Here is a 14,971-nt window from a genome sequence, read left to right on the forward strand (position 1 = left end):
AGGGAATAAAGCGGCCTGACGGGGCTATTCGGTTTACCGAACAGGCCGCGGCTGTGTTATAATTTGCGACCTTTGAATCCGGGACACAGTAGAGGGATAACGGTCAGATGAGCGACCTTGCCAGAGAAATTACACCGGTCAACATTGAGGAAGAGTTAAAGAACTCCTATCTGGATTACGCGATGTCGGTTATTGTCGGCCGCGCGCTTCCGGATGTCCGAGATGGCCTCAAACCGGTACACCGTCGCGTACTTTACGCCATGAACGTGTTGGGCAATGACTGGAATAAAGCCTACAAAAAATCCGCCCGTGTCGTTGGTGACGTAATCGGTAAATACCATCCCCACGGTGATTCCGCCGTCTACGATACCATTGTACGTATGGCTCAGCCGTTCTCGCTGCGCTATACGCTGGTGGATGGTCAGGGCAACTTCGGTTCTATCGACGGCGACTCCGCCGCGGCGATGCGTTATACGGAAATCCGTCTGGCGAAAATCGCCCATGAACTGATGGCCGACCTCGACAAAGAAACCGTTGATTTTGTCGATAACTATGACGGCACGGAAAAAATCCCGGACGTCATGCCGACCAAAATCCCGAATCTGCTGGTAAACGGGGCTTCCGGTATCGCGGTCGGGATGGCGACCAACATTCCGCCGCATAACCTGACGGAAGTGATCAACGGCTGCCTCGCCTATATCGATGATGAAGATATCAGCATCGAAGGGCTGATGGAGCACATCCCCGGCCCGGATTTCCCGACTGCTGCCATCATCAATGGCCGTCGCGGCATTGAAGAGGCGTACCGCACCGGGCGCGGCAAAATTTACATTCGCGCGCGCGCGGAAGTGGAAGTCGATCCGAAAAACGGCCGCGAAACCATTATCGTGCACGAAATTCCGTATCAGGTGAACAAAGCGCGCCTGATCGAGAAAATCGCCGAACTGGTGAAAGAGAAACGCGTCGAAGGCATCAGCGCGCTGCGCGACGAGTCTGACAAAGACGGTATGCGCATTGTTATTGAGATCAAACGCGACGCCGTGGGCGAAGTGGTGCTCAATAATCTCTATTCCCAGACGCAGCTGCAGGTGTCTTTCGGTATCAACATGGTCGCGCTGCACCACGGTCAGCCGAAGATCATGACGCTGAAAGAGATTCTGGCGGCGTTTGTTCGCCACCGTCGTGAAGTCGTGACCCGCCGCACCATCTTCGAACTGCGCAAAGCCCGCGAGCGCGCGCATATCTTAGAAGGTCTGGCGATTGCGCTGGCCAACATCGATCCGATTATCGAACTGATTCGCCGCGCGCCGACCCCGTCGGAAGCGAAAGCGGGCCTCATCGCGCAGGCGTGGGAGCTTGGCACCGTTTCTGCGATGCTGGAGCGCGCCGGTGATGACGCCGCGCGTCCGGAGTGGCTGGAGCCGGAGTTCGGTATTCGCGATGGCAAATACTGGCTGACCGAGCAACAGGCGCAGGCGATCCTCGATCTGCGTCTGCAAAAGCTCACCGGCCTTGAGCATGAAAAACTGCTCGACGAGTACAAAGAGCTGCTGGAGCAAATCGCTGAGCTGCTGCATATCCTCGGCAGCGCTGACCGCCTGATGGAAGTGATCCGCGAAGAGCTGGAGCTTATCCGCGACCAGTTTGGCGACGAGCGCCGCACTGAAATCACCGCCAACAGCGCCGATATCAACATCGAAGATTTGATCAACCAGGAAGATGTGGTGGTCACCCTGTCTCACCAGGGCTATGTGAAATATCAGCCGCTGACAGATTACGAAGCGCAGCGCCGCGGTGGTAAAGGCAAATCCGCCGCACGTATTAAAGAAGAAGACTTTATCGACCGCCTGCTGGTGGCCAACACCCACGATACGATCCTCTGCTTCTCCAGCCGTGGTCGTCTCTACTGGATGAAAGTCTACCAGTTGCCGGAAGCGAGCCGTGGCGCGCGTGGACGTCCTATCGTCAACCTGCTGCCGCTGGAAGCGAACGAGCGTATCACCGCGATTCTGCCGGTACGCGAGTATGAAGAGGGCGTTAACGTCTTTATGGCGACCGCGAGCGGCACCGTGAAGAAAACGGCGCTGACCGAGTTCAGCCGTCCGCGTACCGCCGGTATCATCGCGGTGAACCTGAACGAAGGCGATGAGCTTATCGGCGTCGACCTGACCGCAGGTAAAGACGAAGTGATGCTGTTTTCCGCGCAGGGCAAAGTGGTGCGCTTTAAAGAAGACGCCGTGCGTCCGATGGGCCGTACCGCCACCGGCGTGCGCGGTATTCGCCTCGGCGAGGGCGACAGCGTCGTGTCGCTTATCGTGCCGCGCGGCGAAGGCGCTATCCTGACCGCCACCCAGAACGGTTACGGCAAGCGTACCGCGGTGGAAGAGTACCCGACCAAGTCGCGCGCGACGAAAGGGGTTATCTCCATCAAGGTGACCGATCGCAACGGGCCGGTGGTCGGCGCGGTGCAGGTCGATGACGCTGACCAAATCATGATGATCACCGATGCCGGTACGCTTGTGCGTACGCGCGTGTCGGAAATCAGCGTGGTAGGCCGTAACACTCAGGGCGTTATCCTCATCCGTACCGCGGAAGATGAAAACGTGGTGGGTCTGCAGCGTGTCGCCGAGCCGGTGGATGACGAAGAGCTCGACTCCATCGACGGCAGCGTGGCGGAAGGCGATGACGACATCGCGCCGGAAACCGACGCCGACGACGATGCGGCGGACGACGCAGACGAGTAATCGTCGCGCGGCTTTCGCACACCGTGTTTTGCCTTATGAAAGGGCCGGTCTGACCGGCCCTTTCTTTTTGCGGCGCAGGCTGCTCTGAATATCGCCGGATAAGCGCGTTGCCGTTGCGGCACAAGGGTTTTGCGGCTACCTTAACGGCATTCCTTTTTCTTACCTCACGGCTGGCTGGTGCCCCCTTGAAATACTTCGTCTCTTTCCGCTCGACGCTTAAAGTGTCTCGCTATCTTTTCCGGGCGCTGGCGCTGCTGCTCTGGCTGCTTATCGCCCTGTTTTCGGTGTTTTACATCGTAAGCGCGCTGCATGTGAAAGAGTCGGAAATTCGTCAGGAATTTAACCTTAGTTACGATCAGGCGCAGCGCTATATTCAGCGCACGTCTGATGTGATGAAAGAGCTGAAGTATGTGGCTGAAAACCGGCTGGAAAATATCGATGCGCTGATGAAAAGCGGGCGTGGGCAAAATGATGCGCTGAACGCGCCGTCGTTTGTGCCGCTGTTTTCCGATTCCGACTGTAACTCGCTCGGGACGAGCTGGCGCGGCTCGTTGCAATCACTCTCCTGGTTTTTGCGCTACTGGCACGATAACTTCTCCGCCGCTTATGATTTAAACCGCGTGTTTCTGATAGGCTCCGATAACCTCTGCATGGCGGATTTTGGTCTGCGTGAGATCCCGCTTGAGCGCGACAAAACCCTGCAGGCGCTGCATGAGCGCATCATTAAATATCGCAACGCGCCGCAGGACGAACGTAGCAACAGCTTGTTCTGGGTATCGGCTGGCCAGCGTCCTGGTATCGGTAATTTCTATTCGCTGACGCCAGTCTACCTGGCGAACCGCCTGCAGGGGTTGCTGGGTATTGAGCAGACCATCCGCATTGAAAATTTCTTTACGCCCGGCAGTATGCCGATGGGTGTGACGATTCTCGATGAAAACGATCGGCCGCTCTTTTCGCTTACCGGTTCGGAAACCAACCTTGAGCCGAATGGCGAGTGGGAGCAGGAGCGCGCGTGGTTTGGCTATACGTCTGGCTTTAAGCAGCTGATTCTAAAAAAGAGCCTGCCGCCGTCGTCGCTCAGCATTGTCTATTCCGTGCCGGTCGATCTGGTGCTGGAGCGCATCCGGATGCTTATCCTCAACGCCGTACTGCTGAATGTGCTGGTGGGGATTGTGCTGTTTACGCTGGCGCGCATGTATGAGCGGCGCATCTTTATTCCGGCGGAAAACGACGCCCAGCGTCTGGAAGAACATGAGCAGTTCAACCGTAAAATCGTTGCCTCCGCGCCGGTCGGGATCTGTATTCTGCGCACCCAGGACGGGACCAATATTATCTCCAACGAGCTGGCGCATAACTATCTGAACATGCTGACGCATGAAGACCGCCAGCGGCTCACGCAGATTATCTGCGGGCAGCAGGTGAATTTCGTCGACGTGCTCACCAGCAACAACACCAACCTGCAAATCAGCTTCGTGCATTCGCGCTATCGCAATGAAAACGTGGCGATCTGCGTGCTGGTGGATGTCTCGGCGCGCGTCAAAATGGAAGAGTCGCTGCAGGAGATGGCCCAGGCGGCCGAGCAGGCGAGCCAGTCGAAATCGATGTTCCTGGCGACCGTCAGCCACGAGCTGCGCACGCCGCTCTACGGGATTATCGGTAACCTCGATCTTCTGCAAACGCAGGAGCTGCCGAAAGGCGTCGATCGTCTGGTGACGGCGATGCATAACTCTTCAAGCCTGCTGCTGAAAATCATCAGCGATATTCTCGATTTCTCTAAAATCGAATCGGAACAGCTCAAAATCGAGCCGCGCGAGTTTTCACCGCGCGAAGTGATGAGCCATATCACTGCCAACTATCAGCCGCTGGTGGTGCGTAAACAGCTCGGCCTCTACTGCTTTATCGAGCCAGACGTGCCGATGTCGCTGCTGGGCGACCCGATGCGACTGCAACAGGTGATCTCCAACCTGCTGAGCAACGCCATTAAATTCACCGACATCGGCTGCATTATTCTGCATGTCGGTACTCAGGGCGATTATCTCTGCTTCCGCGTGCGCGACACCGGTGTTGGCATTCCGGCGAAAGAGGTCGTGCGGCTCTTCGATCCGTTCTTCCAGGTGGGAACCGGCGTGCAGCGCAACTTCCAGGGAACAGGGCTTGGGCTCGCTATCTGCGAAAAACTCATCAACATGATGGACGGCGATATTTCGGTCGATACCGAGCCGGGTATGGGCAGTCAGTTTACCATCCGCATTCCGCTCTGGCAGGCGCAGCTGCCGCCGAAGCCCAACGTCGACGGGCTTTCCAATAAGCGCTGCTGGCTGGCGGTACGCAACGCGTCGCTGTGCGAATATTTGCAGGGCCTGCTCTCGCGCAACAATATCCGCGTACAAAATCATCACGGCGAAACGCCGGATAAAGACGATATCCTGATTACCGACGATGAAAACTGCGTCGAGTGGCAGGGCAGAGGGGTTATCTTCTTCTGCCGCCGTCATATCGGAATGCCGGTGGAGCGCAGTCCGGGCGTCTGGATGCACAGCGTCGCCGCACCGCATGAACTTCTGACGCTGCTGGGGCGTATCTACAGCATTAATGTCGACGTGCCGGGCAGCGAGCCTGTACTGCCTGCGTCCTCCACCAGCGCCGAACAGAACGAAGATATGATGATTCTGGTGGTGGATGACCACCCGATCAACCGCCGACTGCTGGCCGATCAGCTCGGTACGCTGGGCTATCAGTGCCGTACCGCGAATGACGGCGTGGACGCGCTCAATGTGCTCAGCAAAAACCATATTGATATCGTATTAAGCGACGTCAACATGCCGAACATGGACGGTTACCGCCTGACGCAGCGTATTCGCGAGCTTGGCATGACGCTGCCGGTTGTGGGCGTGACCGCTAACGCGCTGGCGGAAGAGAAGCAGCGCTGCCTGGAATCCGGGATGGACAGCTGTCTGTCTAAACCGGTGACGCTGGATGTGCTGAAGCAGACGCTGGCGGTGTATGCCGACAGGGTTCGCAAGACGCGCGGTTAATCGTAACGCGCGCCCTCATGCATGAGCGGCGCGCGATGGTTTACCCGTGTGAGAATTAAAACCCATAGCGCGTCATCATTAGCGGCATTGATTGATTGTGTAAAAATGGCAGGAAAAGCAGGGCGGGAGACGGCGGTGTGTCCCTGCCCGGCGGGCAGGGACAGCAGGAATTACTCTTTATCCGCAGGCGTCAGGCTTACGGAAGAGAGGTAGTTCAGCAGCGCGATATCGTTATCCACGCCGAGCTTCATCATCGCCGATTTCTTCTGGCTACTGATGGTTTTAATACTGCGGTTCAGCTTCTTGGCGATTTCTGTCACCAGGAAACCTTCGGCAAACAGACGCAGCACTTCGCTCTCTTTCGGCGACAAGCGTTTATCGCCATAGCCGCCTGCGCTGATCTTCTCAAGCAGACGGGAGACGCTTTCCGGGGTAAATTTCTTGCCTTTTTGCAGCGCAGCCAGCGCTTTCGGCAGGTCTGTCGGCGCGCCTTGCTTAAGAACAATCCCTTCGATATCGAGATCTAACACGGCGCTCAGAATGGCCGGGTTATTGTTCATCGTCAGCACGATAATAGATAAGGTCGGGAAATGGCGCTTAATGTATTTAATAAGCGTAATGCCGTCGCCGTATTTATCGCCCGGCATGGAGAGGTCGGTGATAAGGACATGCGCGTCCAGCTTCGGCAAATTGTTAATTAATGCTGTGGAATCTTCGAACTCACCGACAACATTCACCCACTCGATTTGTTCAAGAGATTTGCGAATGCCGAACAGAACAATCGGATGGTCATCGGCAATAATTACGTTCATATTGTTCATGTATTAGGCTACCTTGCTACAGCAGGCTCTTGACGTAAACGTCAATGTCGCTGATATATTTTTCTATGGCTGTGGCATCCTTCTCGCGAATAAGATGCTCCAGTGTTTCACATAACTGTTTGCCGGGAACCAGATTCAGCATAGCGAACACCCCCTTCAGGCGGTGCGCCGTCTGCGCCAGCGCAGCAAAATCGCCGGCGGACGATTCAGTATACAATCTCTGGGTAATGACTCCAACTTATTGATAGTGTTTTATGTTCAGATAATGCCCGATGACTTTGTCATGCAGCTCCACCGATTTTGAGAACGACAGCGACTTCCGTCCCAGCCGTGCCAGGTGCTGCCTCAGATTCAGGTTATGCCGCTCAATTCGCTGCGTATATCGCTTGCTGATTACGTGCAGCTTTCCCTTCAGGCGGGATTCATACAGCGGCCAGCCATCCGTCATCCATATCACCACGTCAAAGGGTGACAGCAGGCTCATAAGACGCCCCAGCGTCGCCATAGTGCGTTCACCGAATACGTGCGCAACAACCGTCTTCCGGAGCCTGTCATACGCGTAAAACAGCCAGCGCTGGCGCGATTTAGCCCCGACGTATCCCCACTGTTCGTCCATTTCCGCGCAGACGATGACGTCACTGCCCGGCTGTATGCGCGAGGTTACCGACTGCGGCCTGAGTTTTTTAAATGGCGGAAAATCGTGTTGAGGCCAACGCCCATAATGCGGGCGGTTGCCCGGCATCCAACGCCATTCATGGCCATATCAATGATTTTCTGGTGCGTACCGGGTTGAGAAGCGGTGTAAGTGAACTGCAGTTGCCATGTTTTACGGCAGTGAGAGCAGAGATAGCGCTGATGTCCGGCGGTGCTTTTGCCGTTACGCACCACCCCGTCAGTAGCTGAACAGGAGGGACAGCTGATAGAAACAGAAGCCACTGGAGCACCTCAAAAACACCATCATACACTAAATCAGTAAGTTGGCAGCATCACCCAATCTCTGAACATCATCCGGTACCATATCGACGAACAGCGCATAATAGCCGCTGGCATGAAGCTGCGCATTTTCATCGCCGCCCATTGGAGATTCAGGAATATCTTCCTGCGCCAGTTGCTCTTCAATTAGTTGTAGCACTGCTTCCTGCATTGCGTGACTAATATTAAAGTTGACGCGCAGCTGTCCTGGTCCGATGCGTCGTACGCCGGCCTCATCATCGCTTAAAAGCAGGCCGTTGGCAGTAAGATTAGACGGATTATCAGTCAAAAATATATCGTACTCTTGACTTGATAATCTTTCGTCCGGCGTGATGCAGGACGCGCCCCACTGTTCGAGCTGGCGCACCACCACATTACGAACTTCGTTCGATGTAATATCGATCATCGCGATAACGTCATCCAGCAGCCGCTCGTCGCTCTCTTCGGTCTCCAGCGGCTCCACCGGCATCGTCACGTGCAGCGAATAGCGCGTACCCAGCTCTTTGCGGGCTTTGATATTCAGATGACCGCCGAGGCGGCGCGCCAGCTGGTTGCACAGATAAAAGGTGAGGCCGTTAGCTTTGCCAAACTGATCGTTAGAGGTGTCGTTCAGGAACGGGAAGTGCAGGTTATCGATTTCGCTGTTGCTGATGCCTTCGCCGGTATCCAGCACGCGGAACAGCAGACGCTCGCGCGCACCTTCTTCCGCCATAATTTCAAGCGTAATTTTGCCAATCTGCGTGGTGGTGACGGAGTAGTGCAGCAGCATCAGCAGCACTTTACGCAGCGCCTCGCGATCGCCGTGGCGCTCTTCATTAGCGGCAAGCTGGTTATTAATCAGCAGTTGTAAACCCTTACGCTTGATGACCGGCAGCACTTCCGGGACCACTTCGTCAATCAGCTCCTGAATGGTGAAGTCGGTAGGCGTCGGGCGCCAGAAATCCGCCTCCAGCTGATTCACCAGCTGAATTTCATCCACCAGGCGCGCGATGCGCTCGGCCTGTTCGGCGAGCACCTGGCTTTCCGGTGCTTCAATCAGCGCCGCCTGGTGCGCCAGCTGTTGCGTTGGCTCTTTCAGCGCCGCGCCGATATTCTGCATAAACGCCGAGCGGCCCTGCTGGTTTTTCTCATACAAACGCTGCGCCTGCTTAAGCTTTTTGTTCACCAGAATTTCACGATCCTGATCGCGAATAATGAAAATCTGAGTGCGCGGCACCACCTGGCTTCGGAACAATCGGATCTCATAGAGCTCGTTATTGACTGTCGCCTGAATAATGCCCTGATGCTGATCCGCCATTGACGTGATGTTTTGCAGATTCAGGTGCGGCAGCAGGTGGTCGGCGATTTTGTTGCTCATGATAGTGCGGCTGGATTCCTGGTCGTGCACCAGTAACCCCAGCGGCAGCACGCTCAAAATCTCTTCGTTCAGCGCACGCAGCATTTGCAGCTCAGCATTATTCGCGCTGTTGGTAACGGCCTCCACCGGGCGACTCGGCTGGTGGCGGAAGGTGGTATAACCAAACAGCGCCAGCGCAAGCAGGCCGATGTTGAGCAGCAGCGGCAGCAGGATATTTTGCAGCGTTTCCATCAGCAGAGAGCCGAACGGCACTTCCCAGATGATGCGCAGCTGTGTGCTGGTCAGCGCGGACGAGATCTCAATGCGGTTGCTGTTGAAATTAATAGTGACGCTGTCCGGATCGTCTTTATTCTGGCCTGTAAGCGCGTTCTGGCTGCTGTCTGGCTCAAGGCGGAAGCTCTCAAGGGGCATGCCAGGCGGGATCAGATCGTTAATCGGCACGTCAAACGCCACGACCGTCGCCAGATGGCCCGGCTGGTTAAACGTGGTGCGCAGGGTGAAATAGTAACCGTTCTGCCAGGCGAGTTTGCGCAACGGAGAGAAGCTCTCGCGCTCATCCAGCGCGTTCGCCTGCTGAAGCATCTCGGCGCGGCGCGAATCGGCGATCGCGTTAATGGAATTCTCTTTAAAACCGGCGGAGAGATCTTTTAACGGCAGCGTGGAGACCAGGATCATGCTGTTGTCCTGGCCATTGAGATAATACATCGACCACGGCGCGCCTTCCGCGCCCCACAGCGTGTCGAGATAACTTGAAATCCGCTGCGTCATATCGAGCGTCGAACTGTCGTGCGAGCCGAAAATCAGCGCTTCGGTTTTGCGGTGCGGCTTTTCCAGATAATAGACATCCTGGCGCAGACGCGTTTCCTGTAAGCCTTCGCCGTTCTGGCCTGCGGCGCTGGCACCGATGTTGTCATAAATCTGCCAGGTGGCGTAGCGGTAGGTATCTACCCGTTTATGCAGCGCGTGGGAGATATCGACTATCTGGTAGCTCTTGTCTTTCAGCCAGGCGTTGACGGCGCTCTGGACCATCACGCCCATCGTCACCAGCAACACCACAATCAGTAAAAGGAAGAAACGGGTAATACTGCCCGGCATAAGGGAAAATTTATTGGGGATCATTGCGTCTGGCTGACTCATTATTGTGCGTAATCCACCGGCCTGCGCCGTGTAAAGAAAAGAGAACCGTGCTGCGCCGGCGGCAGCTATCCATTTTTTTGCCTTTTGTCCTGCAACGTCGCGGTGAAACCAGCGCGCGACGCCCGTAGCACAGGGCTTATCGGGGCGATAACCGTCTTCTTTAACAGTATCGCAAACAATGAAGTATAAAGCGAAACGTATGATTTACCAGATGGTGAGAACGGTCTGAAACTGCGACATACGTGGCTTTCGACCGCGTCAGGACGGTGCCCTATTGAGTGAAGATAACGGGGAGGATAATTTGCTGGCGAACAAAATAACGGCAATATGATTAATTAATAGTCGTTAACTTTACGCTAATTTACCCAGAAATAGTTGAAACAGAAATTTCAGGCAAAAAAATGCCGGATGCGAGCATCCGGCGGTAATAGGGGTAAAACGAACATTCAGATCTGAATGACGGTAATAAATAAAGTTAATGATGATAGCGAGAGTTATTTTAGTGGACTCTTCTTATTTGGTTTTGGCATTCAGTGCGGTAAATAATCTGAATGGTAATGTTATTGATTTTACTAAATTAATTGTGTTTTCTTGATAATTAGTGCGAATTTATTTAGCGATTAGTGCGGAAAAAAGTTCCCTTTCATTAATACTTTTTTACATTTTGTAGGCATTATGAAACACCTAAAAAGTTTTCGTATCATATTCCTGTTGGATTATTCGGCTCCGGTTTCGGACAATGGATTTGCCCGCTAGTTCCCTGAATTAGTGAGCAGTGGCAATAATAATATAAAGGCATATAACAGAGGGTTAATATAATGAAAGTTAAAGTTCTCTCCCTGCTGGTCCCGGCTCTGCTGGTTGCAGGCAGCGTAAATGCGGCAGAAATCTATAATAAAGACGGCAACAAATTAGATCTGTTCGGTAAAGTTGACGCTGAGCATTACTTCTCTGACGACAAAGGCGCTGACGGCGACCAGACCTACATGCGTATCGGCTTCAAAGGCGAAACCCAGGTTAACGATCAGATCACCGGTTACGGCCAGTGGGAATATCAGATTCAGGGCAACACCGCTGAAAACGACAACCAGTCCTGGACCCGTGTGGCGTTCGCTGGCCTGAAATTCGGTGACGCAGGTTCTTTCGATTACGGTCGTAACTACGGCGTTATCTATGACGTGACCTCCTGGACCGACGTTCTGCCGGAATTCGGCGGCGACACTTACGGTGCGGATAACTTCCTGCAGTCTCGCGGCAACGGCATCGCGACCTACCGTAACACCGACTTCTTCGGTCTGGTTGACGGCCTGAACTTTGCCCTGCAGTACCAGGGTAAAAACGGCAGCGTTTCCGGTGAAAACGACGCCACTGGCGGTCGCAGCCTGCTGAAACAGAACGGCGACGGCTACGGCATGTCTCTGACCTACGATCTGGGCGAAGGCTTCAGCGTAGGCGGCGCGATGGCAACCTCCAAACGTACTGCTGACCAGAACGCCAGCAATGCTGCCCTGTTCGGTGAAGGCGACCACGCTGAAGTTTACTCCGGCGGCCTGAAATACGACGCGAACAACATTTACCTGGCAGCGCAGTACTCCCAGACTTACAACGCAACCCGTTTCGGTACCTCTAACGGCGACCGCAGCGACATCTACGGTTTTGCTGACAAAGCGCAGAACTTCGAAGTGGTTGCACAGTACCAGTTCGACTTCGGCCTGCGTCCGTCCGTGGCTTACCTGCAGTCCCGCGGTAAAGACATCGCCAACAAAACCACCGGCGAATCTTTCGGCGACCAGGATCTGCTGAAATACGTTGATGTTGGCGCGACCTACTACTTCAATAAAAACATGTCCACCTTCGTGGATTACAAAATCAACCTGCTGGATGACAACAAATTCACCCGTCAGGCTGGTATCGGCACCGATGACGTCGTAGCGGTAGGCCTGGTTTACCAGTTCTAATCCCCGACCTGATGTGCAAAAGGAGCCTGCGGGCTCCTTTTTTTATGTCTGAAGAAATTAGGGTAACCTGTCGCCGCCGTTACAGAGGAGAAATGTGTGAAATTACTGGCTTTACGAACCCTGCTGCTGACTGCTGCCTTGATGGTTGCCGGTTGTGACAACGCCCCGCAGGCGCTGGTGCTGGAAGGCAAAACGATGGGGACGTCGTGGCGCGTCAGCCTGGCGGACGTTGATACAGCGCGCGCAAGCGAACTGCGTGAGAAAATCCAGGCGCGCCTCGACGCCGACGACCGGCTCCTCTCTACCTGGAAGGACGACTCCGCGCTGATGCGTTTTAATCATGCCCGCACCACGGCGCCCTGGCCGGTCGATGAGGCGATGGCCGATATCGTTACCGAATCGCTGCGCGTTGGCGCGAAAACCGACAACGCGATGGATATTACCGTCGGGCCGCTCGTTAATCTCTGGGGCTTCGGCCCGGATAAACAGCCGGTGGAAACGCCGGATCAGGCACAGATCGACGCGGCCCGCGCGCGCACCGGCCTGTCGCACCTGAAAGTTATCAACGGTGCCGGGCAGCAGTGGCTGCAAAAAGATCTGCCCGACCTGTATGTCGACCTTTCCACCGTCGGCGAAGGTTACGCCGCGGATCATCTGGCGCGCCTGATGGAAGAAGAGGGCATCAGCCGCTATCTGGTGTCGGTGGGCGGCGCGCTCGCAAGCCGCGGCATGAACCCTGGCGGGCATCCGTGGCGTGTGGCTATCCAGAAGCCAACCGACCAGGAAAACGCCGTCCAGGCAGTGGTGGATATTAACGGCCACGGCATCAGTACCTCCGGCAGCTACCGCAACTATTATGAGCTTGACGGCAAACGCCTGTCGCACGTGATTGACCCCGCGACTGGGCGGCCCATCACGCATAAGCTGGTCTCGGTAACGGTGATATCGCCAACTGCGCTGGAAGCAGACGCCTGGGACACCGGGCTGATGGTGCTCGGCCCGGAAAAAGCGAAAGCCGTGGCGTTGCGTGAGAAGCTCGCCGTTTATTTGATCACCCGCGAGGGCGACGGCTTCGCGACCTGGATGTCACCGCAGTTCGCAACCTTCATTGAGAAAACCGAAAATTAAAAAGCAAGAAGATGCGTTTTCACAGGCGGCTGGTCGGGCAAACTCACGCTAACCTGTAAGAAGGAGAGCGCCATGAACGTAGCAGATTTTACCAGCGAGCACGCCCGCTGGCAGGCGGTGGAAAGCCGCGACGCGCGTGCCGATAACGCTTTTGTCTTTGCGGTGGTGACCACCGGGATTTTCTGTCGCCCGTCGTGCCGGGCGCGCAGGCCGCTTCGCGAAAACGTGCGTTTTTACGAAGATGCCAGCGCCGCCAGCGCGGCAGGTTTTCGCCCCTGCAAACGCTGCCAGCCGGCAGGGCTCACGCCGCAGGCGCAAAAAGCGCAGCGTATCGCGGCGGCCTGTCGGCTCATGGAACAAAGCGACACGCCGCTGACGCTGGCAGCACTTGCCGAAAGCGCCGCCATGAGCCCGTATCATTTTCATCGCGAATTCAAAGCGATTACCGGCATGACGCCCAAAGCCTGGCAAAATGCGCTACGCGCGCAAAAACTCCAGGCGGCGCTGCGTGGCGGCATGAGCGTTACGGATTCGCTCTGGGAGGCCGGGTTTTCCTCCGGCAGCGCGCTCTACCGCGACGCCGACCGCGCGCTCGGCATGCGTCCGGGGCAGTACCGGCGCGGCGGCGAACAGACTGCAATTCGCTACGCCATCGCGCCCTGCGAGGCGGGGCTGTGTCTGGTCGCGACCAGCGATCGCGGACTCTGCGCCGTGCTGCTGGCGGATGACGCGGCGGCGCTTGAAGCAGAACTCGCGACCATTTTCCCGCATGCGGAGCGTCTCGCGCCGGATAACACTTTCCGTGCGCAGGTGGCGCAGGTTATTGCGTGGCTCGATGCACCACAGGGCGAACTGGCGCTGCCGCTCGATTTACGCGGCACCGCGTTTCAACTGCGCGTCTGGCAGGCGCTACAGTCAGTGCCGCCCGGCAGCACGATAAGCTATCAAGCGCTCGCGGAGCGTACCGGCAATCCGCAGGCGGTGCGCGCTGTCGCCAGCGCCTGCGCGGCCAACAAGCTCGCTATCGTGGTGCCGTGTCACCGGGTGGTGCGCCGCGACGGGGCGCTCTCCGGCTACCGCTGGGGCGCTGACCGTAAGGCGCGGCTGCTCGCTCGCGAACGTGAACAGGAGAAATAATGCTCGATCTTTTTGCCGATGCCGACCCCTGGCAGGAGCCGCTCGCCGACGGTGCGGTGGTGCTGCGCCGTTTCGCGCTCGCCTCTGCGCCCGCGCTGATGGCGGGCATTGAGGCCGTCGCGGCCCGTTCGCCGTTTCGCCATATGGTGACGCCCGGCGGTTATACCATGTCGGTGGCGATGACCAACTGCGGGGAGGTGGGCTGGAGCACCAACCAGAAAGGCTATCTTTACGCCCAGGTCGACCCGCAAACCGGCGCGCCGTGGCCCGCGATGCCGGATGCCTTTCGCACGCTGTGCGACGCGGCCGCGAGCGCGGCGGGCTACACCAGTTTCACGCCGGACGCCTGTCTTATCAACCGCTACGCGCCGGGCGCGAAGCTGTCGCTGCATCAGGATAAAGACGAGCCGGATCTGCGCGCGCCGATTGTGTCCGTTTCGCTTGGGCTGCCCGCCGTGTTTCAGTTCGGCGGCCTGAAACGTAACGATCCGCTAAAGCGTCTGTTGCTTGAGCATGGCGATGTGGTGGTGTGGGGCGGGCCGTCGCGGCTGTTTTATCACGGTATACAGCCGCTCAAGCCCGGCCAGCACCCGGCGACCGGGGAATATCGCTACAATCTTACCTTCCGCCAGGCGCGTGGATAAAAATAAGAATTATTCTTGATGTGACCGCGCAGCCGTTT

8 protein-coding genes and 2 pseudogenes are annotated in these 14,971 nt (G+C 56.4%); 6 read left to right on the forward strand and 4 right to left on the reverse strand.

Annotation, left to right across the window (positions count from 1 at the left end; genetic code table 11):
• Positions 1–107: 107 nt before the first annotated feature.
• Positions 108–2,744, forward strand: a complete 2,637-nt coding sequence (gene gyrA, locus CSK29544_RS11630; protein WP_007897480.1) for a DNA topoisomerase (ATP-hydrolyzing) subunit A — start codon at positions 108–110, stop codon at positions 2,742–2,744.
• 185 nt (positions 2,745–2,929) lie between these two features.
• Positions 2,930–5,779 carry a two-component system sensor histidine kinase RcsC gene (gene rcsC / locus CSK29544_RS11635; protein ID WP_007897481.1) on the forward strand — a complete coding sequence of 950 codons (2,850 nt, stop codon included), beginning with the start codon at positions 2,930–2,932 and terminating at the stop codon, positions 5,777–5,779.
• A 170-nt stretch (positions 5,780–5,949) separates the two neighbouring features.
• Here rcsC and rcsB read toward each other — a convergent pair whose 3' ends face one another.
• The 4 genes and pseudogenes from rcsB to rcsD all read right to left on the reverse strand — a co-directional run.
• Positions 5,950–6,600 carry a response regulator transcription factor RcsB gene (gene rcsB, locus CSK29544_RS11640; protein WP_007676706.1) on the reverse strand — a complete coding sequence of 217 codons (651 nt, stop codon included), beginning with the start codon at positions 6,598–6,600 and terminating at the stop codon, positions 5,950–5,952.
• Positions 6,601–6,616: 16 nt separating this feature from the next.
• Positions 6,617–6,823: pseudogene (locus tag CSK29544_RS11645) on the reverse strand (Hpt domain-containing protein); the annotation flags it as partial.
• A gap of 15 nt (positions 6,824–6,838) precedes the next feature.
• Positions 6,839–7,536 (reverse strand): IS1-like element IS1B family transposase gene (locus tag CSK29544_RS11650; protein WP_095033700.1). Its coding sequence is split into 2 segments (ribosomal slippage): positions 6,839–7,287 and positions 7,287–7,536, totalling 699 coding nucleotides; the frame shifts between segments, so codons are not numbered across the junction.
• A gap of 55 nt (positions 7,537–7,591) precedes the next feature.
• Positions 7,592–10,048 (reverse strand): annotated as a pseudogene (rcsD, locus tag CSK29544_RS11655) (phosphotransferase RcsD); the annotation flags it as partial.
• Between the two features lie 836 nt (positions 10,049–10,884).
• Between rcsD and CSK29544_RS11660 the strand changes: the two are divergent.
• The 4 genes from CSK29544_RS11660 (at position 10,885) to alkB (ending at position 14,933) form a co-directional block, all read left to right on the forward strand.
• Positions 10,885–12,024 (forward strand): porin OmpC, encoded by a 1,140-nt coding sequence (locus CSK29544_RS11660; protein ID WP_004387479.1) that lies wholly within the window; start codon positions 10,885–10,887, stop codon positions 12,022–12,024.
• Between the two features lie 96 nt (positions 12,025–12,120).
• Complete coding sequence (gene apbE / locus CSK29544_RS11665) at positions 12,121–13,152, forward strand: FAD:protein FMN transferase ApbE (protein ID WP_007897486.1); 1,032 nt, start codon at positions 12,121–12,123, stop codon at positions 13,150–13,152.
• 72 nt (positions 13,153–13,224) lie between these two features.
• Entirely contained in the window at positions 13,225–14,289 is a 1,065-nt protein-coding gene (ada, locus tag CSK29544_RS11670; protein WP_007897487.1) for a bifunctional DNA-binding transcriptional regulator/O6-methylguanine-DNA methyltransferase Ada, read from the forward strand.
• Positions 14,289–14,933 (forward strand): DNA oxidative demethylase AlkB, encoded by a 645-nt coding sequence (alkB, locus tag CSK29544_RS11675; protein WP_007897488.1) that lies wholly within the window; start codon positions 14,289–14,291, stop codon positions 14,931–14,933. Before ada ends, alkB begins: the two co-directional genes overlap by 1 nt.
• Positions 14,934–14,971: the final 38 nt, after the last annotated feature.

Source organism: Cronobacter sakazakii, from assembly GCF_000982825.1.
Taxonomy (GTDB): domain Bacteria; phylum Pseudomonadota; class Gammaproteobacteria; order Enterobacterales; family Enterobacteriaceae; genus Cronobacter; species Cronobacter sakazakii.